Source organism: Sphingobium sp. GW821-FHT02B05, assembly GCF_059421905.1.
This window is the reverse complement of the sequence record NZ_JBWKVW010000003.1, coordinates 250,296-273,038: the sequence shown is the minus strand read 5'-3', so window position 1 is coordinate 273,038 and position 22,743 is coordinate 250,296. Positions and strand designations below refer to the sequence as shown.

At 64.3% G+C, this 22,743-nt stretch carries 23 protein-coding genes; 14 read left to right on the top strand and 9 right to left on the bottom strand.

Annotated elements, in window-relative coordinates; genetic code table 11:
* Nucleotides 1–13: 13 nt before the first annotated feature.
* The 4 genes from AC07UX_RS13555 to prfB form a co-directional block, all read right to left on the bottom strand.
* Nucleotides 14–1,063, bottom strand: a complete 1,050-nt coding sequence (locus tag AC07UX_RS13555) for an NADP(H)-dependent aldo-keto reductase (RefSeq protein ID WP_495192525.1) — start codon at nucleotides 1,061–1,063, stop codon at nucleotides 14–16.
* Between the two features lie 102 nt (nucleotides 1,064–1,165).
* Nucleotides 1,166–1,417, bottom strand: coding sequence for a hypothetical protein (locus tag AC07UX_RS13550; protein ID WP_495192645.1), 252 nt, complete (start codon nucleotides 1,415–1,417; stop codon nucleotides 1,166–1,168).
* A 37-nt stretch (nucleotides 1,418–1,454) separates the two neighbouring features.
* The gene (locus tag AC07UX_RS13545; protein WP_495192524.1) at nucleotides 1,455–2,186 is read right to left on the bottom strand and encodes a class I SAM-dependent methyltransferase; all 732 of its coding nucleotides are present in this window, start codon (nucleotides 2,184–2,186) and stop codon (nucleotides 1,455–1,457) included.
* A complete protein-coding gene (gene prfB / locus AC07UX_RS13540) occupies nucleotides 2,186–3,313 on the bottom strand; it encodes a peptide chain release factor 2 (RefSeq protein WP_495192523.1) in 1,128 nt (375 codons plus the stop codon). The genes AC07UX_RS13545 and prfB overlap by 1 nt, the downstream gene beginning before the upstream one ends.
* On the opposite strand from prfB, the gene AC07UX_RS13535 reads away from it, so the two are divergent.
* On the top strand, nucleotides 3,293–3,676 hold the full coding sequence (locus AC07UX_RS13535; RefSeq protein WP_495192522.1) for a BrnA antitoxin family protein: 384 nt from the start codon (nucleotides 3,293–3,295) through the stop codon (nucleotides 3,674–3,676). The two genes, prfB and AC07UX_RS13535, sit on opposite strands and share 21 nt — an antisense overlap.
* Before the next feature lie 12 nt (nucleotides 3,677–3,688).
* Here the strand turns inward: AC07UX_RS13535 and AC07UX_RS13530 are convergent, their stop codons facing one another.
* Nucleotides 3,689–6,232, bottom strand: coding sequence for a penicillin-binding protein 1A (locus AC07UX_RS13530; RefSeq protein ID WP_495192521.1), 2,544 nt, complete (start codon nucleotides 6,230–6,232; stop codon nucleotides 3,689–3,691).
* 205 nt (nucleotides 6,233–6,437) lie between these two features.
* On the bottom strand, nucleotides 6,438–7,718 hold the full coding sequence (locus AC07UX_RS13525; RefSeq protein ID WP_495192520.1) for an N-acetylmuramoyl-L-alanine amidase: 1,281 nt from the start codon (nucleotides 7,716–7,718) through the stop codon (nucleotides 6,438–6,440).
* Between the two features lie 548 nt (nucleotides 7,719–8,266).
* Here AC07UX_RS13525 and AC07UX_RS13520 point away from each other — a divergent pair.
* From AC07UX_RS13520 to AC07UX_RS13480, 9 genes are all read left to right on the top strand, one after another.
* Nucleotides 8,267–10,975, top strand: coding sequence for an Rne/Rng family ribonuclease (locus tag AC07UX_RS13520; RefSeq protein ID WP_495192644.1), 2,709 nt, complete (start codon nucleotides 8,267–8,269; stop codon nucleotides 10,973–10,975).
* 126 nt (nucleotides 10,976–11,101) lie between these two features.
* Nucleotides 11,102–12,451, top strand: a complete 1,350-nt coding sequence (locus AC07UX_RS13515) for a M48 family metalloprotease (protein WP_495192519.1) — start codon at nucleotides 11,102–11,104, stop codon at nucleotides 12,449–12,451.
* A gap of 2 nt (nucleotides 12,452–12,453) precedes the next feature.
* Complete coding sequence (locus tag AC07UX_RS13510) at nucleotides 12,454–13,218, top strand: DsbA family protein (protein WP_495192518.1); 765 nt, start codon at nucleotides 12,454–12,456, stop codon at nucleotides 13,216–13,218.
* A 210-nt stretch (nucleotides 13,219–13,428) separates the two neighbouring features.
* Nucleotides 13,429–13,563, top strand: a complete 135-nt coding sequence (gene rpmH, locus AC07UX_RS13505) for a 50S ribosomal protein L34 (protein ID WP_021317369.1) — start codon at nucleotides 13,429–13,431, stop codon at nucleotides 13,561–13,563.
* Between the two features lie 35 nt (nucleotides 13,564–13,598).
* A complete protein-coding gene (rnpA, locus tag AC07UX_RS13500) occupies nucleotides 13,599–14,027 on the top strand; it encodes a ribonuclease P protein component (protein WP_495192643.1) in 429 nt (142 codons plus the stop codon).
* Nucleotides 14,024–14,236 carry a membrane protein insertion efficiency factor YidD gene (gene yidD, locus AC07UX_RS13495; RefSeq protein ID WP_120251642.1) on the top strand — a complete coding sequence of 71 codons (213 nt, stop codon included), beginning with the start codon at nucleotides 14,024–14,026 and terminating at the stop codon, nucleotides 14,234–14,236. The genes rnpA and yidD overlap by 4 nt, the downstream gene beginning before the upstream one ends.
* Nucleotides 14,237–14,269: 33 nt before the next feature.
* Nucleotides 14,270–15,970, top strand: coding sequence for a membrane protein insertase YidC (gene yidC / locus AC07UX_RS13490; protein ID WP_495192517.1), 1,701 nt, complete (start codon nucleotides 14,270–14,272; stop codon nucleotides 15,968–15,970).
* Nucleotides 15,971–16,057: 87 nt separating this feature from the next.
* On the top strand, nucleotides 16,058–16,705 hold the full coding sequence (yihA, locus tag AC07UX_RS13485; RefSeq protein WP_495192516.1) for a ribosome biogenesis GTP-binding protein YihA/YsxC: 648 nt from the start codon (nucleotides 16,058–16,060) through the stop codon (nucleotides 16,703–16,705).
* Between the two features lie 6 nt (nucleotides 16,706–16,711).
* Nucleotides 16,712–17,014, top strand: a complete 303-nt coding sequence (locus tag AC07UX_RS13480; RefSeq protein WP_495192515.1) for an alkylphosphonate utilization protein — start codon at nucleotides 16,712–16,714, stop codon at nucleotides 17,012–17,014.
* A gap of 188 nt (nucleotides 17,015–17,202) precedes the next feature.
* Here the strand turns inward: AC07UX_RS13480 and AC07UX_RS13475 are convergent, their stop codons facing one another.
* Nucleotides 17,203–17,754 (bottom strand): 2'-5' RNA ligase family protein, encoded by a 552-nt coding sequence (locus AC07UX_RS13475; protein ID WP_495192514.1) that lies wholly within the window; start codon nucleotides 17,752–17,754, stop codon nucleotides 17,203–17,205.
* Nucleotides 17,755–17,881: 127 nt separating this feature from the next.
* Here AC07UX_RS13475 and AC07UX_RS13470 point away from each other — a divergent pair, with 127 nt between their 5' ends.
* Entirely contained in the window at nucleotides 17,882–18,325 is a 444-nt protein-coding gene (locus AC07UX_RS13470) for a pyridoxamine 5'-phosphate oxidase family protein (protein WP_495192513.1), read from the top strand.
* Complete coding sequence (locus AC07UX_RS13465; protein WP_495192512.1) at nucleotides 18,325–18,726, top strand: DoxX family protein; 402 nt, start codon at nucleotides 18,325–18,327, stop codon at nucleotides 18,724–18,726. The genes AC07UX_RS13470 and AC07UX_RS13465 overlap by 1 nt, the downstream gene beginning before the upstream one ends.
* Here AC07UX_RS13465 and AC07UX_RS13460 read toward each other — a convergent pair.
* Nucleotides 18,723–19,454, bottom strand: coding sequence for a metallophosphoesterase family protein (locus tag AC07UX_RS13460; protein WP_495192511.1), 732 nt, complete (start codon nucleotides 19,452–19,454; stop codon nucleotides 18,723–18,725). The two genes, AC07UX_RS13465 and AC07UX_RS13460, sit on opposite strands and share 4 nt — an antisense overlap.
* The gene (locus AC07UX_RS13455; RefSeq protein WP_495192510.1) at nucleotides 19,438–20,211 is read right to left on the bottom strand and encodes a nucleotidyltransferase family protein; all 774 of its coding nucleotides are present in this window, start codon (nucleotides 20,209–20,211) and stop codon (nucleotides 19,438–19,440) included. The genes AC07UX_RS13460 and AC07UX_RS13455 overlap by 17 nt, the downstream gene beginning before the upstream one ends.
* 160 nt (nucleotides 20,212–20,371) lie before the next feature.
* Between AC07UX_RS13455 and AC07UX_RS13450 the strand changes: the two genes are divergently transcribed.
* Nucleotides 20,372–22,420, top strand: a complete 2,049-nt coding sequence (locus AC07UX_RS13450) for a carbon starvation CstA family protein (RefSeq protein ID WP_495192509.1) — start codon at nucleotides 20,372–20,374, stop codon at nucleotides 22,418–22,420.
* On the top strand, nucleotides 22,417–22,602 hold the full coding sequence (locus tag AC07UX_RS13445) for a YbdD/YjiX family protein (RefSeq protein ID WP_495192508.1): 186 nt from the start codon (nucleotides 22,417–22,419) through the stop codon (nucleotides 22,600–22,602). The genes AC07UX_RS13450 and AC07UX_RS13445 overlap by 4 nt, the downstream gene beginning before the upstream one ends.
* Nucleotides 22,603–22,743 lie beyond the last annotated feature (141 nt).

The window sequence follows — 22,743 nt, the reverse complement described above, 5'->3', positions numbered from 1 at the left end:
CCAGCCTTCCGCTTCAGGGACAGGGATCGGGAATGACGCGATGGATATCCTCGATCGCGGCCAGTTGCTCCGGCGTCAGATGGATGTCCACGCTGGCGATGTTGGTCCGCAACTGCTCCAGGCTGGTGGCGCCGATGATATTCGCGGTGACGAATGGCTGTGCATTGACGAAGGCCAGCGCCATCTGTGCCGGATCCAGTCCGAAGGCATGGGCGATCGCGACATAGCGGGCGCTGGCGACCGCCTGATTGGGCAGGTCATAGCGCACAAACTGGCGTGACACGTCCCGGCGCGATCCGGCGGGAATGACGCCGCCCAGATATTTGCCGGTCAGGTTGCCGCCCGCCAAAGGCGAATAAGCGAGCAGCCCGACATCCTCGCGCAGCGCAAATTCGGACAGGCCAACCTCGAACAGGCGATTGAGAAGATTATAGGCATTCTGGATCGATGCCGGGCGCGGCAGGCCCTTGTCGCGCGACAGGCGCAGATATTCGCTGACACCCCAGGGCGTTTCGTTGGACAGGCCGAAATGCCGGATCTTGCCGGCCTGCACCAATTCGGCCAGCGCACCCAGCGTTTCTTCGATCGACACGGTTTCATCCCCATCCTCGATCGCCGCGATCCCGCGCCGGCCAAAGGATGGCACCGGACGGTCGGGCCAATGGACCTGGTACAGATCGATATAGTCGGTCTTCAGCCGGGCCAGGCTGTCGTCCACCGCCGCCAATATATTGCGCCGATCAAGCCGATTATCGCCGCCGCGAAATGTGCGGATCGGATCGCGCGTCGGCCCGGCTACCTTGGTCGCCAGCACGATATCGTCGCGCCGGCCGCGCTGCGCGATCCAGTTGCCGATATAGGTTTCGGTCAGGAACTGCGTATCGGCGCTGACCGGCGTGACGGGATAGGCCTCGGCCGTGTCGATGAAATTGACGCCCTGCCCGATCGCATAGTCGAGCTGTTCATGCGCCTGCGCTTCACTATTCTGCGAGCCCCAGGTCATGGTGCCAAGGCAGATCTGGCTGACCTTGACGTCCGTGCGGCCGAGCGTGCGATAATCCATCCGATCCTCCGGAAATGTTGCGATGGCGTCTTACCCGTCGTTGGACGGAAGGAAAGAGGAGGACGGAGCCTTCATCAAAACTCATCGATCGATGCGCAGCGATCAAGCCTCGTCTGTCATGTCCATGAAATTGCGCGCAGCCTCCCGGTCCGCTTCCTCTTCAAAGGCGACGTCCAGATCGGGTGCGCCGCCCAGCAGATGGAGCAGCGACCAGAGCGCAAACCGTCGCCCGCGATCCTGCTCCAGGCCCAGATCGACGCGCATGCGGTCGATCCCGGCCTCGATCGTCGCGGACGGCAATGTATCGATGTCGGCCGTGCCGAAATACCGCTGAAGCTGATCGTCGAAGTGCATCGCCATGCCCTACAGCAAGGGCCGCAGCCTGGGCAAGTTAGCCCTGCAACGCGCAAGGCACGATGCTGGCGGGATCGGGCCGCGCGGCAATGCGGCGAAAGCGGGCGAGGTAACCGCCGGCGGTCGGCTTGGCGATCACCTGCTCCATGCGAAAGCCCATGGCGGCCATTTCGCAAGCCAGCAGCCGCGGCGGCGTGCCATGCTGGTCGGTCGGCCGGTCGGCATCGACCACGATCAGCTCGCCATCCCTCTTGAGCGCGGGGCTGAGATGCCAGAGGAAGGCATAAGGCTCTGCAATCTCATGATACATATGGACCATCAGGATTCGGTCGAAACTGTTTTGCGGCAGGCGGGGATCTTCCGGAGCGCCCAGCTTCACGCTGACATTGTCCCATTTTTCCCGCGTGATGCGGCGCGAAAGTGCCTCGATCACTTCGGGCATGATATCTTCGGCCAGGACGCGGCCCCTGGCGCCCACCCGCCTGGCGAGGCGCACCGTATAATAGCCCTCCCCAGCGCCGATATCGGCCACGGTCATCCCCGGACGGATGCCCGCCCGGTTCATGATATCCTCCGCCTCATTCACCCGGTCGCGCGCTTCCTCGCTCGACCAGCGGGTCGACACGATCGGCGCGACCGGCCGGTCGGCCCGCGGGAAAGGTTCGGCAGCGGCGGAACGCTGCGTGCCCTTGCCGCCGCCCATCCGGTCGCAGGCAGCCAGCGGGGCGGCCAGCAGGACAAGTGCGCCCGCCAAAACCGCCCGGTTCATCAGTCGACATCCTCCACATCGACCGATTCGCCCGTCACCTTCTGCGACAAAGCGGCGGCCATGAAGGGATCGAGCGCCCCGTCCAGTACATCGTCCGGCGCGCTAGAGGTGACGCCGGTGCGCAGGTCCTTCACCAGCTGATAGGGCTGGAGCACATAGGAGCGGATCTGGTGGCCCCAGCCGATTTCGGTCTTGGCCTGATAATCGGTGTTGGCCGCTTCCTCCCGCTTGCGCAGCTCGGCTTCGTACAAACGGGCCTTGAGCATGTTCATCGCGGTAGCGCGGTTCTTGTGCTGCGACCGGTCATTCTGCGACGCGACGATGATGCCCGAAGGAACGTGGGTGATGCGGACGGCGGAGTCGGTGGTGTTGACGTGCTGCCCGCCCGCGCCCGATGCGCGATAGGTGTCGATCTTGAGGTCGCTTTCCTTGACCTCGATATCGATATTATCGTCGATCACCGGATAGACCCACACCGACGAGAAGCTGGTGTGGCGGCGCGCCGCGCTGTCATAGGGGCTGATGCGGACCAGGCGGTGAACGCCGCTTTCGGTCTTGGCATAGCCATAGGCGTTTTCGCCCTTGATCAGGAAGGTCGCGGACTTGATGCCGGCGGTTTCACCCGCCTGATAATCGACCAGCTCCACCTTGTAGCCGCGCCGTTCCGCCCAGCGGCGATACATGCGCGACAGGATTTCGGCCCAGTCCTGGCTTTCGGTGCCGCCCGCCCCGGCATGGATTTCCAGATAGGTGTCGCTGCCGTCGGCCTCGCCGGACAACAACGCCTTGATCTTGTCCTCATCCGCGCGGTCGGCCAGCGCCTTCAGGGACGCGATGGCTTCGCTCACCATATCCTCGTCACCCTCGGCCTCGGCCATCTCGATGAGTTCGGCAGTATCGCTCTTGTCCGTCCCGATCGCGCGGGTTGCGCCGATCGCGCTGTCGAGGCGCGTGCGCTCGCGCATCACCTCCTGCGCCAGCTTGGCGTTGTCCCACAGGGTCGGGTCTTCCACGCGCGCATTCAGTTCGTCCAGGCGGCGCAGGGCGCGATCCCAGTCCAGCGATTGGCGCAGCAGGGCCAGCGCGGCGTCGATACGATCGATATATTGCTGCGCTTCGGCGCGCATGGGGAGTCTCCAAAACTGTCGTGGCGCTTCAACGCATCAAGCGTCCGCCCCTATCCGAGGGCAGCGGATTTGGGAAGGGCGAGGATTTATCTGCTACATTTGCAGATGATGAAGAACGCGAAATCTACTGGCGCGAACTGGAGCGATCCGGATGATGCTCCTGGGCTGACGCAGGCATGGGCCGATGGCGCGGATGCGTATCACGGGAATAGGCTGGTACGGCGCGGTCGCCCGAAGCTGGAGCAGACGAAGCAGCATGTTTCACTGCGCCTGGACCCGGAGGTGATAGAAAGTTTCAAGGCTGGCGGCCCAGGCTGGCAGGCCCGTATCAATGAAGCGCTCAGAAAGGCGGCAGGCCTGTAACGGCCCGCCCCCTCAATAAATTCCGCCCTGCCCTTCCAGGAAGTCGGCGTCGGTGCGGCGACGGCCGCCCGACACGGCACGGTCGGCGCGGGCTGCGGCGACCTTGGCCTGTTCCTCGGCCTCCTCCTTGCGGATGGTGCGGCGCGGTTCGGATTCGGGCTTGAACGCTTCCCAGATGATGGCGGGCTTGGCGTCGGTGCCGGGCCATGCGCCATAGACGCGCTTGCCCGAACGGCGGTCGATCGCGACCATGCGGATGCCGGCCGGCGCGACGAAGGGCGTCTTGGGCATGGTTTCCAGCAAAGGCGTCATCGCCGCCTTCCAGATCGGGGCGGCGATGCGGCCGCCCTGCGCCCAGCCGCCCAGACTGCGCGGCTGGTCATAGCCGATATAGACGCCCGCGACGATATCGGGCGATCCGCCCACGAACCAGACGTTGGTCGGGCCGTTGGTCGTGCCGGTCTTGCCGAACAGGGGGCGCTTCAGGTCCGCCAGCGCCGTGGCGGTGCCGCGCTGGATCACGCCTTCGGTGATATGGACGACCTGATAGGCGGTCATCGGGTTCATGACCTGCTTACCCTCCATGCCGAAACGCGGCATGGGCTTGCCGTCCCAATTGGCCATGTTGCAGCCATCGCACGGGCGCCAGCGTTCCGGCCAGATCACCTTGCCGCGACGATCCTGGACATAGTCCATCACCTTGGACGGGAATTGCTTGCCCTGATTGGCGAGCGTCGCATAGGCGTTGACCATCCGCTCCACCGTCGTCTCACCCGCGCCCAGCGCGAAGGAGAGATAGGGCTGATAGTCGCCGATCCCCATATTCTTGATGGTGCGCACGACGCGATCCATGCCGGTCTGGCTGGCGGCGCGCACGGTCATCAGGTTGCGCGACTGCTCCACGCCCCAGCGCATCGTCTGCGGCCCGGCGCTGCCGCCGGAGAAGTTGCGGAAGCATTTCTGCCCCAAGCCCGCACCCTGATAGACGCAAAGCGGCCCATCGACGATGATCGAGGCGGGCGTCATGCCATTGTCTAGCGCGGCGGCATAGACGAAGGGCTTGATGGTCGATCCCGGCTGGCGCAGCGCCTGCGTCGCACGGTTGTAGCTGGACAGGCGCGAATCGAAGCCGCCCTGCATCGCGCGGATACGGCCCGAATGGACCTCCTGCGCGACCATGCCGCCCGATACTTCGGGAATGTTGCGCAACGCCCAGCTGGCGCCGTTGCGCGCCACGACGATCAGGTCGCCCGGCTTCATCGCGGAGAAGGCCGGGCCACCGGTCTTGCGATAGGGCGTATTGGCGGCGCCCGCCGGCAGCGTGCCGGTCGATCCGTCGGCAAAGCCGATCTGCGCATCGCTCGACGAACGGCTGATGACGACGGCAACGCGCCATTGCGCATAATCGACGTCGATATAGCTGGCGGCCAGCTCCCTCTCCCAGCCATTATCGACATTGATATGGCCGATCGGGCCTGACCAGCCGCGCCCCGCATCAAAGCGCAGCAGGCCGTTGCGCAATGCGGTCGCCACATGATCCTGCAATACCGGGTCATAGGGGCTGCGCACCCACAGGCCGCCGGCATAGACGCTGTTGGGGCCGTCCTCCGCCTTTTCGCCGAAACGCTGGATCAGGCGACGGCGCACCTCTTCCATATAATAGCCGCCGGCGCGCGCGTCGAAGCTGGAACCGTGCGCGGCGACGGTGCCAAGGGGCTGGGCACGGGCGGCATCGCGCTGGGCGGCGGTGATCCAGCCATTTTTCTCCATTTCGCCCAGCGACCAGTTACGGCGGTCGAGCGCGCGGGCATGGCCAGTTTCGCTTTCGGGGCGATAATTGGCCGGCCCCTTGGGCAGGATCGACAGATAGGCCATCTCGTGCAGTTGCAGGTCGGCGACGTCCTTGTCGAAATAGGCGCGCGCGGCAGCCTGCACGCCATAGGCGTTGCGACCGAGGAATATCTGGTTGAGGTAGAGTTCGAGTATCTGCTGCTTGCTCAGCACATTTTCCATACGGTAGGCGAGGATCATCTCCTTCACCTTGCGCGTGGGCGAATATTCATCGCCGATCAGCAGATTCTTGGCCACCTGCTGCGTGATGGTGGAGCCACCGCGGGCGCGCTGGCCCGACCCGAGCTTGCTAACATAGTCGAACACCGCGCCGGCGAAACCGGGGATATCGACGCCATGATGTTCGAAGAAGGTCTTGTCCTCCGCCGCCAGATAGGCGTGGATCAACTGCGGCGGATAATCGCTAAATTGCAGCTGCACGCGCCGTTCGCGGGCATAGCTGTGGACCGGCTGGCCATTGATGTCGCGCACGATGGTCGGCAGCGGCGGCTCATATTCCAGCAGCGTCGCCGCGTCCGGCAGGCCGCGCGCAAAGATCAGCCAGAACAGGCCCATACCCAGCAGCAGTCCGCCCAGCGCGATGATCGCCCAGCGGAACAGGCGCCGCGACCATAGCGGCGCCAGGCGACTGAAAAAGCCCCCGGCGTCACGGCGCAAGCGATAGGCGAAAGACGATGGGGCGGTATCGGAACGGGCCTCTTCCATGGGAAAGAGGCTCTAGGGTCAAATTGCGGTCAAGGCCAGTGGGGATGATGCGATCCGCCGCATCATCCGGTCACCCCTGCCCCGGCACCAGGCACCCCTGTCCTTAACTTCGCACATTTCCCGCACATTCGGACATTTTATTGCGCGCGCACGATCCTATCGAAAAGTGGCGCCATGATAGCGCACGACCCGCCGATAGGACAGTTTATCCGCCTGCCGTGCCGTCCCGCATGGCAAGCTTGCGGGCGAAATGCACCTCGATCGCGCGAGCGACGCCACGAGCGATCTTGCCCTGCCCCTCGCGCGAGGCGAGGAAGGCGCTGTCGGCTTCATTGCTGATATAGCCGGTTTCGAACAGGATCGACGGCGTGTCGGGCGCCTTCAACACCATCAGCGACGCGAAGCGGTGATAGGCGCTGCGGAAGGGCACATAGGGCGCGGCTTCCCGCTGGAGCAGGCGCGCGAAACTGGCCGATATATTCATCGATTCGCGCTGCGTCAGGTCGATCAGGATCGAGGACACGTCGCCCGACTGGCCACCAAGGTTCACGCCGTTGATGATGTCGGCCTTGTTCTCCCGCGCCGCCAGCCGCGCCGCCTCGCGGTCGGACGCGGTTTCGGACAGGGTATAGACGGTGGCGCCATGCGCCTCTGTATTCTCCGCCGCGTCGGCATGGATCGAAATGAACAGGTCCGCGCCCATCTTGCGCGCAATGCCATAGCGTTCCTGCAACACCAGAAACTTGTCGTCGTCGCGCGTCAGCGCCACGCGCACCCGGCCGGATTTGACCAGCTGGTCGCGAATCGCCTGGGCGATCGCCAGCGTGACGTCCTTTTCGCGCCTGCCATTTTCCCTGTTGATGGCGCCCGGATCATGGCCACCATGACCCGCGTCGATGACCACCAGCGGGCGGGCGCCGTCATGCGCGCCCTCGACCGCCGGCAAGGCCACGCCACGCGCGGCGGCCGGGATCGGCACGGTGATGGAATGGATGCGCTTTTGCGGACGGGCGGCCATATCGACTGGCGCGTCGAACCGGGTGCGCCCCTTGCCCAATTCGCTGCGAAAGCGCGTGTCGCTGACGCCCTGGAGCGAGAAGCTGAGCGATTTGCCATCCTGCGCCAGCCTGGGATTGCCAAGCGTCGCGGGTGCCGACAGGTCCAGCACCACGCGCGCCGTGCCGTCGCTCAGCTGCCCCTGACGTACCGAGGCGATATGGCCCCTGCCCGGCGCGAATTGAAAACGGCCCATCTGCGCGCCGTCGATATCGAGCGCGATGCGGCGCGGCGCATCCAGCAGGAACGCCGACGCGCCATCCACCCGGCCATCGAATCGCACGACGACATCGTCGTCCCGCACTTCGACGCCGGCGATGCCGCCCGCGCTTCCGGGTGCAGCCGCAATAATCATGCCTGCCAGGGCAAGGCTCTGGAACATGCGCTGCTTGTGCAACGCACGGCCTTTGGCCGTCCAGCCAATTTTCATGACGATGTTCCGTCTTGAGCGTCCCCACGCTGAATTCCGGATTAAGCATCAGCGGTGTGAGTCGCGTAAAATGAGACGGTTAACGACCGCTTCAGCATGAAAAGTCGGGCCCGCGACAATGGCTGCGCAAAATGTGGCAAGAGCGTCACAATATTTCAGGCAGGCGTTGCTCCATGGATGTTTGACTGCTACCCATCCATATTCCTGACAGGTCCGCCCTTAACAGAGGGCCTTTTGGGGCAATGAGATAAGCATCGGCGGTCGCGGGATCGCACCCCCGTCGATGATATGAACAGGTTGACGCTGCATGAGGCAAGATTTCCATTCCACGCTCACCCCGGCAACGGGCGTAGCGGCGTGGATGGTCCGGCCCGGCACATTGTCCGGCCCTGCCGACGCAGCAGACGCGCACTTTTCCTTTGAAACCTGGACGACACCGACATCCGCGCCCTCAACGGAGCGCGCCCGGCCGTCCCTACACTATCGCGTGGCGTCGCGGCCCAGCGTCGCGACCCGCCCACGCCGGAGACTATTACATGACAATGCGTATGCTGATCGATGCGCGCCACCGGGAAGAAACCCGTGTCGCGGTCGTCAAGGGTAACCGGATCGAGGAGTTCGACTTCGAATCCGCTGAGCACAAGCAGCTCAAGGGCAATATCTATCTGGCCAAAGTGACCCGCGTGGAGCCTTCGCTCCAGGCGGCCTTCGTCGATTATGGCGGCAATCGCCACGGCTTCCTGGCCTTCAGCGAAATCCACCCGGATTATTACCAGATCCCGCGTGAGGACCGCGAGGCGCTGTTGCGCGAAGAACGCGCCCATGCGGAAGAAGAAGCCGCGCTGCGCGCCGATTATGACGATGACGACGACGACCATGATCATCCCGATCATGTCGCGCCCGAAGGCGGCGTCGAATATGTCGAGGCCAGCCATCATCATGACGATGAGGAAGAGGGCGAGCCGGCCGAAGGCGGCGAAACCAGCGAAGCGAGCCCCGATCGTGGCGGCCGCCGCGGCGGTGGACGCGGTCGTGGCCGGGGTGGCGACGAAGCCGCAGACGAACTGCGCCGCAAGCGCATGGCGCTGCGTCGCCGCTACAAGATCCAGGACGTCATCAAGCGCCGCCAGGTGCTGCTGGTCCAGGTCGTCAAGGAAGAGCGCGGAAACAAGGGCGCGGCCCTGACCACCTATTTGTCGCTGGCAGGTCGCTATTGCGTACTGATGCCCAACACCAGCCATGGCGGCGGCATTTCGCGCAAGATTTCGAACGCGGCGGACCGCAAGCGGTTGAAGACCATCATCGCCGAAATGGCGCTGCCATCGTCGATGGGCTGCATCGTGCGCACCGCCGGCCTCCAGCGCACCAAGCCAGAGATCAAGCGCGACTTCGACTATCTCGCCCGCCTGTGGGACGAGATTCGCGAAAAGACGCTGAGCGCCGCCGCGCCTGAGCTGATCCACAACGACAGCGACCTCATCAAGCGGGCGATCCGCGATATCTACAACAAGGATATCGAGGAAGTGATCGTCGAGGGCGAGCATGGCTACAAGGCCGCCAAGGACTTCATGCGCCTGCTGATGCCCAGCCATGCCCGGCGGGTGAAGCAATATGCCGATCCGGTGTCGCTGTTCCAGCGCGCCAGCGTCGAGGAGCAGCTGGCGGCGATGTACAATCCCGTCGTACAGCTCAAGTCCGGTGGCTATCTGGTCATCAACCCGACCGAAGCGCTGGTATCGATCGACATCAACTCCGGCCGGTCGACCCGCGAACATGGCATCGAACAGACCGCCGTCGCGACCAACCTGGAAGCCGCGCGCGAAATCGCGCGTCAGCTGCGCCTGCGCGACATGGCTGGACTGGTCGTCATCGACTTTATCGACATGGAGGTGAACTCCAACATCCGTAAGGTCGAGAAGGCGATGAAGGAGGCGCTGAAGGACGATCGCGCCCGTATTCAGGTCGGCCGCATTTCGGGCTTTGGCCTGATGGAAATGAGCCGCCAGCGCCTGCGCACCGGCGTGCTGGAAGCATCGACGCGCCAGTGCCCGCATTGCGAAGGCACCGGCCTGGTCCGCACCGCATCGTCGGCGGGCCTGGGCGCGCTGCGCATGCTGGAGGAAGAAGCGGCCCGTGGTCGCGGCAGCCTCATCACCCTGCGCGCCAGCCAGGAAGCGGCCTTCTACGTCCTCAACAACAAGCGCGCCGAACTGGACGAGATCGAGCAGCGCTATGGCGTGCGGATCGAAGTCCTGCCCGATGGCGAAGTCGAGGGCGCCCGCATGTCGGTGGAGGCCAGCGGCCCCCGCCCCGAGCGCGTCGTGACCTATGCGCCGCTGCCCGAAGAGGATGACGATTTCGACGTCATCGAGGAGGAAGAAGAGGAAGAGGTCGAGGAGGCCGAAGCCGAAGCGGAATCCGAGCGTGAGGACCGCAGTCCGCGTGGCGATCGTGGTGACGAGGATCGCGATGGCGGCCGCCGTCGTCGGCGTCGGCGTCGCCGTCGTGGCGGTCAGCGCGACGATCAGCATGGCGAAGGCGGCGAGGAAGCCGCCGAGCAGGGCGATGGCGAAGCCGATGACGCCGAGCCTGTCGACGAAGCGACCCAAGCCCCCGTCGAGGCCGCTGCCGCCGGTGACGAGGAAGAAGGTGGCGCTCGCCGTCGCGGTCGTCGCGGTCGTCGTGGTGGCCGTCGCCGTCGCGAAGGGGGCGAGGATGCCGTATCGACCGAAGCGGAAGCCGCCGAGGCCGAATCGGTGGAGGCCGAGCCGGTCGCAGAGGTCGCCGAGCCCGTGGTCGAGGTCGCACCCGAAGCCCCGGCCGAGGAAGCGCCCAAGACCCGTCGTCGTCCGCGCGCCCGCAAGAAGGTAGAGGCTGAACCCGCCGTGGCCGAGGCCGAAGCGCCGGCCGCACCGGTCGAGGCCCCTGCCGAAGCCCCGGTCGAAGTCGCCGCCGAGGAAGCGCCGGCCAAGCCCAAGCGGACCCGCCGCAAGAAGGCGGATGTGGCTGCCCAGGCGCCCGCAGTCGAGGCGGCGCCGGTCGTGGAAGAGGCCGCCGCCGACGAGGCACCGGCCAAGCCCAAGCGGACGCGCCGCAAGAAGGTGGTCGCGGCCGAGGTCGAGGCGGAAGCCGCGCCGGCCGTCGTCGACGCCGCGCCGGATGCGCCTGTCGCTGAAACCGCCGCTGCCGGCGAAGAAGGCGAAGGCGATAATGGCGAGCCGCGCCGTGGCTGGTGGCAGCGCACCTTCGGCCAGTAAGCCCGGACACCAAGCGTCATGAACGAGCGCCGCTGCCCTTCCGGTCTCCACCGGTGCGCAGCGGCGCTTTTCATTTCGCCGCGCTTCACGGCAGGTTCAGGGCGCGCTTGGCATCGCCTGCGCCCGATGACCCGTCTTTTTCAGCTCATCGCCGTCCTGCTGGCATCGCTCGCGTTGATGGCGCGCCCGGCGATGGCGCAGCAGATATTGCGCGACGCCGAAACCGAATCCTTCATGGCCGACATGTCGGGCCAGCTGGTGAAGGCGGCCGGCATGGAGCCGAAAAACGTCCAGGTCATGGTCATCAACGACCCGGAGATCAACGCCTTCGTCGCGGGCGGCCAATATGTCTGGGTGCATAGCGGGCTGATCGCCCAGGCCGACAATGTGAACCAGTTGCAGGGCGTCGTGGCGCACGAACTGGGCCATATCGAGGGCGGCCATGTCATCCGGTCGGGCGAAGGCATCAAGGAAGCCACCAGCGTCACCATATTGAGCCTGGTGCTGGGCGCGGCGGCGATCGCGGCAGGCGGGGCGGAAGCGGGCATGGGCCTGATGGGACTGGGCCAGCAGGTCGGCATGGCGAAATATCTGGCCTTTTCGCGCGGGCAGGAAAGCTCCGCCGATCTGGCCGGCGCACGCTATCTGTCGAAGGCGGGGGTGAGCGGCAAGGGCAGCCTGGAATTTTTCAAGAAGCTGCAAAATCAGGAATATCGCCTCGCGATCCCGCAGGACAATAGTTACGGTCGCACCCACCCGCTGTCGGGCGAGCGCATCAATGTGCTGCGTGAAGTCTATACGGTCGATCCCGCCTGGGACCGGCCGCCCGACAAGGCGCTGGAGGCGCGGTTCGAGCGGATCAAGGCTAAGCTGATCGGCTTCGTATCCGAACCGACCCAGACATTGCAGAAATATCCCGAAAGCGACCAGTCGCTGCCCGCCCATTATGCCAGGGCCTATGCCTGGCATAAGAGCGCCTATCCGCAAAAGGCGTTGGAGGAGGCCGATGCGCTGCTCGCCGCCGCGCCGCACGACCCCTATTTTCTGGAGCTGAAGGGCCAGATATTGCTGGAAAGCGGTCGGCCCAGGGATGCCGTCGCGCCACTGCGCGAGGCGGTGAAGATCACCAACCAGCCCCTTATATCCGTGTTGCTTTCCCACGCGCTGATCGCGACGGAGGATGAAAGCAATTTCGCCGAGGCCGAACAGGTATTGCGCCTGGCCGTCCAGCGCGACCGGGAAAATCCCTTTGCCTGGTATCAGCTGGGTGTCGTCTATGAACGGCGCGGCGACACGCCGCGCGCCGCACTGGCGACGGCGGAACGCTATGCGATGATGGGCCAGCATCCCATGGCGTTGCGCAGCGCGGACGCGGCGATGCAGGGATTGCAGGCCGGCACGGTTGACTATCTGCGGGCGCAGGATATCGCGATGACTTCCCGCGCCGCGATCGAACAGCAGCGCAAGAAAAGATAGATATGACAGATCAGACCCGGCCCAGCTTTCGCGCGGCCCTTTCCAACAGGACCATACAGATGACCCTTGGCGCCCTCGCCCTGACCGCCATTGCCGGCGTCGCGCTGGCCGCGCAGGCGCCCGCCAGCGTCAACGCCACCGACAAGGCGGCGATCGAGAAGATCGTGCACGACTATATATTGGAGCATCCCGAAATCATCCCGCAGGCGGTGGAGAAGTTGCAGGCCAAGCGCATGTCGAGCACCATCGACGCCAGCCGCAGCACGCTCGAAACCCCCTATGCGGGCGCGTGGGAAGGTGCGGCCAATGCCGACGTCACCGTGGTCGAATTTTTCGACTATGCCTGCGGCTATTGCCGCGCCTCGCTCCCCGATCTGGCCAGGCTGGTCGGTTCGGACGCGAAGGTGAAGATCGTCTATCGCGAACTGCCGATCCTGTCGGAAGCCAGCAGCGACGCGGCCAAGGTGTCGCTGCTCGCTGCCGAGCGTGGGCAATATATGCCCTATCACCGGGCGCTCTATGGCGCGGGCAAGGTGTCGCGTGAGACGATCCTGGCGGCGGCCGCCAAGGCGGGCCTGACCAAGTCGGAAGCCGAATCGGCGATCGCTTCGACAAAATATGATTCGGAAATCCAGTCCAACATCGCGCTTGCCCAGAAATTGCAGGCCAGCGGCACCCCGACCTTCGTGATCGGTGGCCAGGTGCTGAACGGCGCAGTGGGCTATGACGCGCTCAAGGACGGCGTAGCGAGCGCGCGGGGCAAGTAATCCACGCCCGTTCGCTTCGGGCGCGTCGAGAAGCGGGAAGCGCGGTGCCGGCGTTTCTCGACTTCGATCGAAACGAACGGACTCTTGCCGCCCGGCCCATTGACTTACCCCCCCCTTTTGCCTATCGGACGCCCCCTGAACATGCGGCCGCTGATTTGGCGGCCCTTTTTTGTCACGCCTGATTCTCTATTTGTCTTTGAGGAATGAACGATGAAGCGCACTTTTCAGCCGAGCAATCTGGTTCGGAAGCGCCGTCACGGTTTTCGCGCCCGCATGGCGACCCCCGGTGGCCGCAATGTGATTCGCGCGCGCCGTTCGCGCGGCCGCAAGAGCCTGAGCGCCTGATTTCAACGCCCGAAAATGCTGCTGCGCCGGCCATGATGGTCCGGCGCGCGGATTTTCTGGCGGCGAATCGCGGACGCCGCGCACCGATGCCGGGCTTTGTCCTGCTGGTGCGTGAGCGTGGCGACGGCGATCCGGCGATGCGTTATGGCATCACGGTGACCAAGAAAGTAGGCGGCGCTGTCATTCGCAACAGGATGAAGCGCCGTTTTCGCGTGCTGGCGCGCGAATTGCTGCCGCTGCACGGCATCGCCGGGGCGGATCATGTGCTGATCGGCCGGGATGGCGGCATAGAGCGCGATTTCAGCCTGCTGCATGCCGAACTGGGCAAGGCGCTGGGCAAGATCATGGCCCGCCCGATCGACCCGCCGCGCGATCCGTGGCGCGCGGGCGGCAAGGCCAGGGGCCGGGGCCGGCCGTCCCGCGACAAGCAGACGCAGACCGCCAGGCAGGACAATGGGGCGTGATCGCCCGCCTGCTGATCCTGATCGCGCGCTTCTGGCAGGTCGGCCCTTCCCGCATCCTGCCCCCCACCTGCCGTTACGCCCCATCCTGTTCGGAATATACGATTCAGGCGATCCGCAAATATGGCGCGATCAAGGGTAGCTGGCTGGGGTTCAAGCGGCTAATGCGATGCCACCCATGGGGCGGATCGGGCTACGATCCGGTTCCCTGACATAACAGACATAAGACGGCGGAGCGCAAAAGCGTGGACGACAAGAAGAATATCATTCTGGCGGTGCTGCTGACCGCAGCGATCCTGTTCGGCTGGCCCTATGTCTCGCATTATGTGTTCCCGGCGGCCAATCCGCCCGTAACGAAGATCGAAGGCGGCAAGACGACCCCGGTCGCCGCCCCCGGCACCGACACGGCCGACGGCTCGGCCGTGATTCGCGATCGCGCGATCGTGCTGAAGGAAAGCCCGCGCGTGCCGATCCGCACGCCCAAGCTGACCGGCTCCATCAACCTGAAGGGCGCACGCATCGACGATATCGTGCTGCCGACCTACAGCGAGACGATCGCCAAGGATTCGCCCGCCGTCCGCCTTTACAGCCCCAGCGGCACGGCCGACGCCTATTTCGCCGGCTTCGGCTGGCAGGGCGAAGGCCTCAGGACGCCGACGAAGGACACGGTCTGGACCGCGCAGGGCAGCGTCCTTACGCCGACCAGCCCCGTTACCCTGACCTGGAACAACGGCGCTGGCCAGACCTTCGAAATCCGCCTGTCGGTGGATGAAAACTACATGATCTCCGCCGCGCAGAAGGTGTCGAACACCGGCGCGGGCGCGGTCGGCGTGAAGCCCTACAGCTATATCAGCCGCAACGGCATCCCCAAGGACCCCGACACCTGGACCATCCATGTCGGCCCCATGGGCGTGTTCAACGGCGCCGCCAATTATGACGTGAATTACAAGGATCTGGACAAGGGGCCGTCGACCCAGAGCTTCCAGTCCAAGGGCGGCTGGATCGGCTTCACCGACAAATATTGGCTGTCCGCGCTGGTCCCGGCCACCGACGCCGACTTCGCCGGTCAGTTCCGCAAGGGCGCTGGCACGCAATATCAGGCCGACGCCGCGCTGGGCTCCACCATGCTCGCGCCCGGCAAGGCCGCGACCCAGTCCATCCGCCTGTTCGTGGGCGCCAAGGAAGTCAAGACGCTGCAAGCCTATGAGCGTGCCGGCGTGCCTTTGTTCGACCGGGCGATCGACTGGGGCTGGTTCTACTGGTTCGAACAGCCGATCTTCGCGCTACTCCACTGGCTGTTCGAAACGCTCGGCAATTTCGGCGTCGCGATCATCTGCCTGACCTTCTGCGTGCGCGCACTCATGTTCCCGGTCGCCCAGCGCCAGTTCGCCAGCATGGCGGCGATGCGCGCGGTGCAACCCAAGATGAAGCTGCTCCAGGAAAAATATAAGGACGACAAGCAGCAGCTTCAGATGAAGATGATGGAGCTGTACAAGCAGGAGAAGGTGAACCCGCTCGCCGGCTGCCTGCCCATCTTCATCCAGATTCCGATCTTCTTCGCACTGTACAAGGTGTTGCAGCTGACGATCGAAATGCGTCACCAGCCCTTCGTGCTGTGGATCAAGGATCTGTCCGCGCCCGACCCGCTGCATATCCTCAACCTGTTCGGCCTGCTGCCCTTCACTCCGCCCTCCTTCCTGGCGATCGGTGTGCTGGCGCTGCTGCTGGGCATCAGCATGTACTTCCAGTTCAAGCTGAACCCGGCCCAGATGGACCCGATGCAGCAGCAGATCTTCTCGATCATGCCGTGGATGATGATGTTCATCATGGCACCGTTCGCGGCCGGCCTGCTGGTGTACTGGATTACCAACAACTGCCTGTCGATGGCGCAGCAATGGTGGCTTTATCGCAAGCACCCGGTCCCTGCCCCCGCGACGGCGAAGTAAATCGCGGCACCACGCCCGTTCGTTTCGAGCTTGTCGAGAAACGGGTGCCAACGGTTCTCGACAAGCTCGAACCGAACGGAGTGTGGAATGACAGAAGAAGAAAACACCGCCCTGATCGAGGAAGCCCGCAAGGTCTTTTCCGGCCCCATCGCCTTCCTCAAATCCGCCCCGACGCTGGATTTCCTGCCGGACATGGCGGTGAATGAAGTCGCCTTTGCCGGCCGGTCCAATGTGGGCAAATCGTCGCTGCTGAACGCACTGACCAACCGCAATGGCCTGGCCCGCACATCCAACACGCCGGGCCGCACGCAGGAACTGAACTTCTTCGACGTGGGCGAACCGCTGCGCTGCCGCCTGGTCGACATGCCCGGCTACGGCTATGCCAAGGCACCCAAGGACATCGTGCGCAAATGGAAGTTCCTGGTGAACGACTATCTGCGCGGGCGCGCGGCATTGAAGCGCGCGCTGGTGCTGATCGACAGCCGCCACGGCATCAAGGATGTCGATACCGACATGCTCGACATGCTGGATGGTGCGGCGGTGAGCTATCGCATCATCCTGACCAAGAGCGACAAGATCAAGGCCAGCGAACTGGCCGCCGTGACGCAGCAGACCGCCGACGCGATCCGCAAGCGCCCGGCCGCCCATCCCGACATCATCGCGACGTCGAGCGAAAAGGGCATGGGCATCCCCGAACTGCGCGCTGCGGTTCTGGAAAGCGTGAGCCAGGGATAAGCCGCCATGGCCGACGACGATTATATTTATGACGAAGCTAGCGGCGAATGGATCAGCGCCGCCGACGCCGCCGCGCGGCCGGATGCGTCAGAGGCCGTGGAGGTGCGCGATTCGGTCGGCAACCTGCTGGCTGACGGCGATCAGGTGGCGCTGATCAAGGATCTGACCGTCAAGGGCGCGGGCCAGACATTGAAGCGCGGCACGCTCATCAAATCCATTCGCCTGACCGGCGACTCGCAGGAGATCGACTGCCGCTATGACGGGATCAAGGGCCTCGTCCTGCGCGCGGAGTTCGTGCGCAAGCGGTGAGTGTGGGTTGGGTCGGGCAAAAGCGGGCATCCAACATCCTTTTAGGCTGAGCCTGTCGAAGCCCCGGTTGAGCATAGCCTGGTCCAGTGCTTCGCCTCCGCTCAGCACTGCCTATAGACGTCGCTCAGGGCGAACGGACGTTGGGAATGTGGGAGATACCGGCGGAGGCCCTTTCTCGCTCCCGCCCTTCAAAACAACCTATATTGCGCGTCGCCATGTAGCTTCCATGTGCCGACCGTCTCATGCCGGGTGCGGCCGACATGGCTGCACACCAGCACCAGTTCCTCCACGCGCCAGCCAAAACCGTCGATGCGGCGCTGACCGGGCGGACCGTCGCGATAGAAAAGCGTCTGATGCGGACTGAACGTCCAGCCGTCCCGCGCGGGGGTCGCCGATCGTTTCAGCGCATCGGCCACCTGCCGCTGCAACCGCGCCAAGCCTAAATTGCTGCGTGACGGTCGCAGCGCCGCCGACTGCTGACCATAGCTCAACCGGTCGAGCAGCAGGTCGAACGGATCGGCCATGATCCGCGATGCCACGCTGCCCAGCCTGTCGATCAATCCCTGGGGATAAGCCGGCACATCGGCGGATATGCCCAGCGTCACATGCTGATGGTCGGGCAATATGCGCGCCTGCCCGCCCGCCAATATCTCCGCATAATGGTCGATCTGGCGCGCGACCACCGGCGGCGGTTTTACCGCGAAGAACAGGCGATAGGCAGGTGCGACCCGGCGTCCCATGATGATGCTTCCCGAATCATGTCGATTTTGTTCCTTATATGTTCCTATCCTGCCCGTGTCGATCCATCCGGGAACCTAAATCGCCCCATGCTGCGTTGGGACTCCATCGAGGAAAGGAGTGAGGCCCATGCAGCACACCATAGCCAGTCTGGCCGAGAAGATGCAGCATATCGATTTCGCGATGCTGTCGACCCATACGGAGGACGGCCATATCGGCGCCCGGCCGATGAGCAATAACCAGGATGTCGCCCATGGCGGCGACAGTTTCTACTTCACCACCGAAGATACGCTGATGGTGCGCGATATCGAGCGCGATCCGCGCGTCAGCCTGTCCTTCCACGGCAAGAGCGGCCTGTTCGGCCAGCGCCCTCTGTTCATCGCGCTGGAGGGTCGCGCGGATCTGGTTCGCGACCGCAATCTGTTTGCCGACCATTGGAGCCCGGATCTGGAACTATGGTTCGCAGATGGCGTCGATACCCCCGGCCTGGTGATGATCCATGTCCATGCCGAGCGCGCCCATTATTGGGACGGGCAGGATGAAGGCGAGCTGGAAATCGACGTGATGCATTGATGGCGTCGCACGGACGGACGATCGCCCGCTGCCTGCTGGCCGCGGCCTATCTGGTGGCGGGCATCGCCCATCTGACGCGACCGGCCGGCTTCCTGGCGATCACGCCGCATTGGGTGCCAGCGCCCGACATGGTCGTGGCGCTGACCGGAGTTGCGGAACTGGCCGGCGCGACCGGGCTGATGATCCCGCGTCTGCGACATGCGGCCGGCATCGGGCTGGCGCTTTACGCGCTGTGCGTGTGGCCGGCGAACATCAACCATGCGCTGAACGACATCCCCTTGGGCGGTACGCATCTGAGCTGGTGGTATCATGGCCCGCGTCTGGCGTTGCAGCCGGTCATCATCTGGTGGGCGCTATGGGCCAGCGGCGTTACCGACTGGCCGTTTCGCCGACGTCCCTAGACAGCGATCAGCGCATAGGGGCGGTCGAACTTTTGCGACACCACGAACTGCGCGCAATTATAGACGGGCACGCCGCGCGGTGTCTTGCCTTCGAACGCGCCGCGATGGGCATGGCCGTGGACGGCGAAGCGCACATTGTCGAACCGATCGATCGCGTCTGCCAGTCGGGATGAACCCAGGAACGGGAAAATCTCGGGCGGTTCGCCCATCACCGTCTCCTGAATCGGTGCATAATGCAGCACCGCGACGACCCGGTCGGTGCGTAGCGATCGCAGGGCATTTTCCAGCTTGCGCGCCTCGTTGATCGATTCCTCGACGAAGCCCTTGATCGCGCTTTCGCCGAACGCGCCCAGTTCGCCCCGGCCAAAGCCACCGACGAAGCCCTTCACGCCCGCAAAGCCGACGCCCTTTATCTCCACCGCCTGTTCGTCCAGCACGGTGACGCCCGCGCCGTGCAGAATACGGGCGACCTCTTCGGGCTGGCCACATTCATGATCGTGATTGCCCAGCACCGCGACGACCGGAATGGTGCAGGCGTGCAGATCCTCGGCCAGTATCTCGGCCTCGCGCGTCTTGCCGAAATTAGTGAGGTCGCCGCACAGCGCCAGCACGTCGGCCTTCTGCGAAATCTCGGCAAACATATCGCGATATTTATGCTCCGACTGGTCGGTCACGTGCAGGTCGCCGATCGCGGCGATCGTCAGGCTGCCTTCATTTGTTGCGGTCATGGCTTTCCTCCAGTCCCTTGCCCACGACATCGGCGAAACCCCATTCGGTGATGTCGACCAGATAGTCGCGCGGCGACAGCAGCCGCCCCCGGCAGACGCGAATCTTGGGCACGGGCAATTCGGCGCGCGTCTGCAAGCGCCCCAATAATTCCTCGAACAGCCAGAGCGGGATGCAGTGGCGTTCGGTCGGATAGATGAAGCGGAAATTGAGCAGCGCGATCAGCAGCAATTCCCAATGCAATTCCATCGCATCCAGCAGCCGCTGCCAATCGATCGCCTCATATTGTTTCAGGATCATGTGCGCGACGTCCGCGCCATCATAGCGATAGCGATCCTGGATGAAGAGTTTCGACAGGATGAATTCTGTCGGCGGGGTGATGCGCACGCGGGTGCCATAGACGTCGGCATGGGCGCTATCGCGAAACCATTCCTCCGTCACCGGCAGGCTGGCCGACGAGATATTGTAGATGACGTCGAAGAAATGGCCGTCTTTCCAGACCTTGCCGATCCAGCGTTCGTCCTCGAACTCCACCTCATGGCCCAGATGCTTGAAATGGGCGAGGATACGGGGTGCGTCGCCCGCCTTGCAGAAGACGTCCAGATCCTTGGTCGGCCTCACGATGCCGGTCAGGCAAGCCAGCGCATAGGTGCCCGACAGCATGAAGGGGATGTCCGAAGCGACCAGCTCGGCCAGGCTGTCGGCGTAGAATTGCTTGGCTTCGGGCGGCGGGTCGAAGGTGGCGGGGTCGAGCGTCATCGGGGCAAGCTTCTCTCCATGGGAGCAGGGGGAACGGGCGGCGACGCGCTTCCGTTCCCGCCCCCTGCCTTCCCCCAAAGGTAGGCGGTTGTCTTTCGGAGCCAGCGGCTTAGGGTGCGCGTCCATCCCGGAACAAACAATCTATCATTGGCGAGGCGGCATGACCCGGCACATTCCTTGGATTTTGACGGCGATCATCGGCGCGGTGGCGCTGACCGTCGTGGCGGTGTCGCGCGGTGAGGCCGTCAATGCGCTATGGATCGTGGTCGCGGCGGTCAGCTGCTTCCTGGTCGCCTACCGCTATTATGCGCTCTACATCGCCCGCCATGTGATGCGGCTCGACCCCGCGCGCCCCACCCCGGCGATCCGCCGCGCCGACGGCCTCGATTATGTCGCAACCGACAAGACGGTCCTGTTCGGCCACCATTTCGCGGCGATCGCAGGCGCAGGCCCGCTGGTGGGGCCAGTGCTGGCAGCGCAGATGGGATATCTCCCCGGTACGCTCTGGATCATCTTTGGCGTGGTGCTGGCGGGCGCGGTGCAGGATTTCATGGTCCTGTTCATTTCCATGCGCCGCGACGGCAAGTCGCTGGGCGAACTCATCCGCATGGAAATGGGGCAAATCGCCGGCACCATCGCCCTGTTCGGCGCCTTCATGATCATGGTCATCATCCTGGCCGTCCTGGCGCTGATCGTGGTGAAGGCATTGGCCGAAAGCCCCTGGGGCATGTTCACCGTCGCCGCCACCGTGCCGCTGGCCATGGCGATGGGCGCCTATACCCGCTGGGTCCGGCCCGGCCGCATCGGCGAAGTGTCGATCCTGGGCCTGATCGGCCTGCTTGCCGCGATCGTCTATGGGCAGGCGGTATCGCTTTCGCCGATCTGGGGTCCGGCCTTCACCTTCACCCCCGTGCAATTGTGCTGGATCCTGATCGGCTATGGCGCGGTCGCCTCCGTCCTGCCGGTCTGGCTGCTGCTGGCGCCGCGCGACTATCTGTCGACCTTCCTCAAGATCGGGGCGATCGCCGCGCTCGCGATCGGCATCGTCATCATGGCCCCGCCGCTCAAGATGCACGCCGTCACGCAATTTGTCGGCGGCAACGGCCCGGTCTGGTCGGGCGGCCTCTTCCCCTTCCTGTTCATCACCATCGCCTGCGGCGCGGTGTCCGGCTTCCACGCCCTCATCGCCAGCGGCACCACGCCCAAGCTGATCGCCAGCGAAGCCCATGCGCCGATGATCGGCTATGGCGCGATGCTGATGGAGGCGTTCGTGGCGATCATGGCGCTGGTCGGCGCGTCGATCCTGGACCCCGGCATCTATTTCACGATGAACAGCCCCGCGGCGCTGATCGGCACCGACGCCGCCAGCGCATCGGCCGCCGTCACCGCCATGGGCTTCCCCATCTCGCCTGACCTCATCGCCCAGACCGCCAGGGATGTCGGCGAACATAGCATCATCAGCCGCGCGGGCGGCGCGCCGACGCTGGCCGTGGCGATGGCGGAAATCTTCAGCCATGTGGTGGGCGGTCCCGCGATGAAGGCCTTCTGGTATCATTTCGCGATCCTGTTCGAGGCGCTGTTCATCCTGACAGCCGTGGACGCGGGCACCCGCGCCGGTCGCTTCATGTTGCAGGATCTGATCGCGCTGGCGGTGCCGTCGTTCAAAGAAACAAAGAGCCATGTCCCCGGCATCGTGGCCACCGGCCTGACCGTCGCGGCCTGGGGCTTTTTCCTCTATCAGGGCGTCACCGATCCGCTGGGCGGGGTGAATACGCTCTGGCCCGTGTTCGGCATTTCCAACCAGATGCTGGCCGCGATCGCGCTGATGCTGGGCACCGCCGTCCTTTTCCGCATGAAGCGCGACCGCTTCGCCTGGGTCACGCTGATCCCCACCGCCTGGCTGCTGATCTGCACTTTGTCGGCGGGCTGGCTGAAACTTTTTTCGGCCGATGCCAAGGTCGGCTTCCTGGCCCATGCCGCCAAGTTCGGCGCGGCGGCGCAGGCGGGTGACGTGCTCAGCCCGGCCAAGTCGATGGCGGAGATGCAGCGGATCATCTTCAACGACCGTATCGACGCGGCGCTGGTCGCGCTGTTCCTGGCGGTCGTGCTGGCGCTGTTGTTCTTCACCGTGAAGACCTGCCTTGCCGCGCGGCGGATCGCCGCGCCCACCGCGCGCGAAATCCCCTCGCAACTGGTGCCGGCGGAATGACCGGCTGGCTGGATATCGCGCGGCGCACGGCGCGACTCATGGTCGGCCTGCCCGACTATGACGCCTATCTGCGCCACATGGCCGCGCACCATCCCGACCGTCCGACGATGAACCGGACGCAATTTTTTCGGGACCGGCAGGAAGCCCGCTATGGCGGCAAAAATGGCGGTCGATGCTGCTGAAGTCGCCGAAAAACAATCCATTAGCGTCAAATGCTTATGACATGGATTGCAAATTTCGTAATATTGCGATTGTAAAATCCAAATCGGCGACAAGAAATTTCAAAAATACGCCTTTGGGGGTATTGATCGCTTCCGTCGCTT

Coding starts and splice junctions, on each gene's coding strand:
- AC07UX_RS13460 (WP_495192511.1), bottom strand. CDS start 19,454: ATGACCGCAACAAATGAAGGCAGCCTGACGATCGCCGCGATCGGCGAC.
- AC07UX_RS13455 (WP_495192510.1), bottom strand. CDS start 20,211: ATGACGCTCGACCCCGCCACCTTCGACCCGCCGCCCGAAGCCAAGCAA.
- AC07UX_RS13530 (WP_495192521.1), bottom strand. CDS start 6,232: ATGGAAGAGGCCCGTTCCGATACCGCCCCATCGTCTTTCGCCTATCGC.
- AC07UX_RS13450 (WP_495192509.1), top strand. CDS start 20,372: ATGACCCGGCACATTCCTTGGATTTTGACGGCGATCATCGGCGCGGTG.
- AC07UX_RS13475 (WP_495192514.1), bottom strand. CDS start 17,754: ATGGGACGCCGGGTCGCACCTGCCTATCGCCTGTTCTTCGCGGTAAAA.
- prfB (WP_495192523.1), bottom strand. CDS start 3,313: ATGCGCGCCGAAGCGCAGCAATATATCGATCGTATCGACGCCGCGCTG.
- AC07UX_RS13445 (WP_495192508.1), top strand. CDS start 22,417: ATGACCGGCTGGCTGGATATCGCGCGGCGCACGGCGCGACTCATGGTC.
- AC07UX_RS13550 (WP_495192645.1), bottom strand. CDS start 1,417: ATGCACTTCGACGATCAGCTTCAGCGGTATTTCGGCACGGCCGACATC.
- AC07UX_RS13520 (WP_495192644.1), top strand. CDS start 8,267: ATGCTGATCGATGCGCGCCACCGGGAAGAAACCCGTGTCGCGGTCGTC.
- AC07UX_RS13515 (WP_495192519.1), top strand. CDS start 11,102: ATGACCCGTCTTTTTCAGCTCATCGCCGTCCTGCTGGCATCGCTCGCG.
- AC07UX_RS13465 (WP_495192512.1), top strand. CDS start 18,325: ATGGCGTCGCACGGACGGACGATCGCCCGCTGCCTGCTGGCCGCGGCC.
- AC07UX_RS13510 (WP_495192518.1), top strand. CDS start 12,454: ATGACAGATCAGACCCGGCCCAGCTTTCGCGCGGCCCTTTCCAACAGG.
- AC07UX_RS13525 (WP_495192520.1), bottom strand. CDS start 7,718: ATGAAAATTGGCTGGACGGCCAAAGGCCGTGCGTTGCACAAGCAGCGC.
- rpmH (WP_021317369.1), top strand. CDS start 13,429: ATGAAGCGCACTTTTCAGCCGAGCAATCTGGTTCGGAAGCGCCGTCAC.
- AC07UX_RS13480 (WP_495192515.1), top strand. CDS start 16,712: ATGGCCGACGACGATTATATTTATGACGAAGCTAGCGGCGAATGGATC.
- rnpA (WP_495192643.1), top strand. CDS start 13,599: ATGGTCCGGCGCGCGGATTTTCTGGCGGCGAATCGCGGACGCCGCGCA.
- AC07UX_RS13470 (WP_495192513.1), top strand. CDS start 17,882: ATGCAGCACACCATAGCCAGTCTGGCCGAGAAGATGCAGCATATCGAT.
- AC07UX_RS13545 (WP_495192524.1), bottom strand. CDS start 2,186: ATGAACCGGGCGGTTTTGGCGGGCGCACTTGTCCTGCTGGCCGCCCCG.
- yihA (WP_495192516.1), top strand. CDS start 16,058: ATGACAGAAGAAGAAAACACCGCCCTGATCGAGGAAGCCCGCAAGGTC.
- AC07UX_RS13555 (WP_495192525.1), bottom strand. CDS start 1,063: ATGGATTATCGCACGCTCGGCCGCACGGACGTCAAGGTCAGCCAGATC.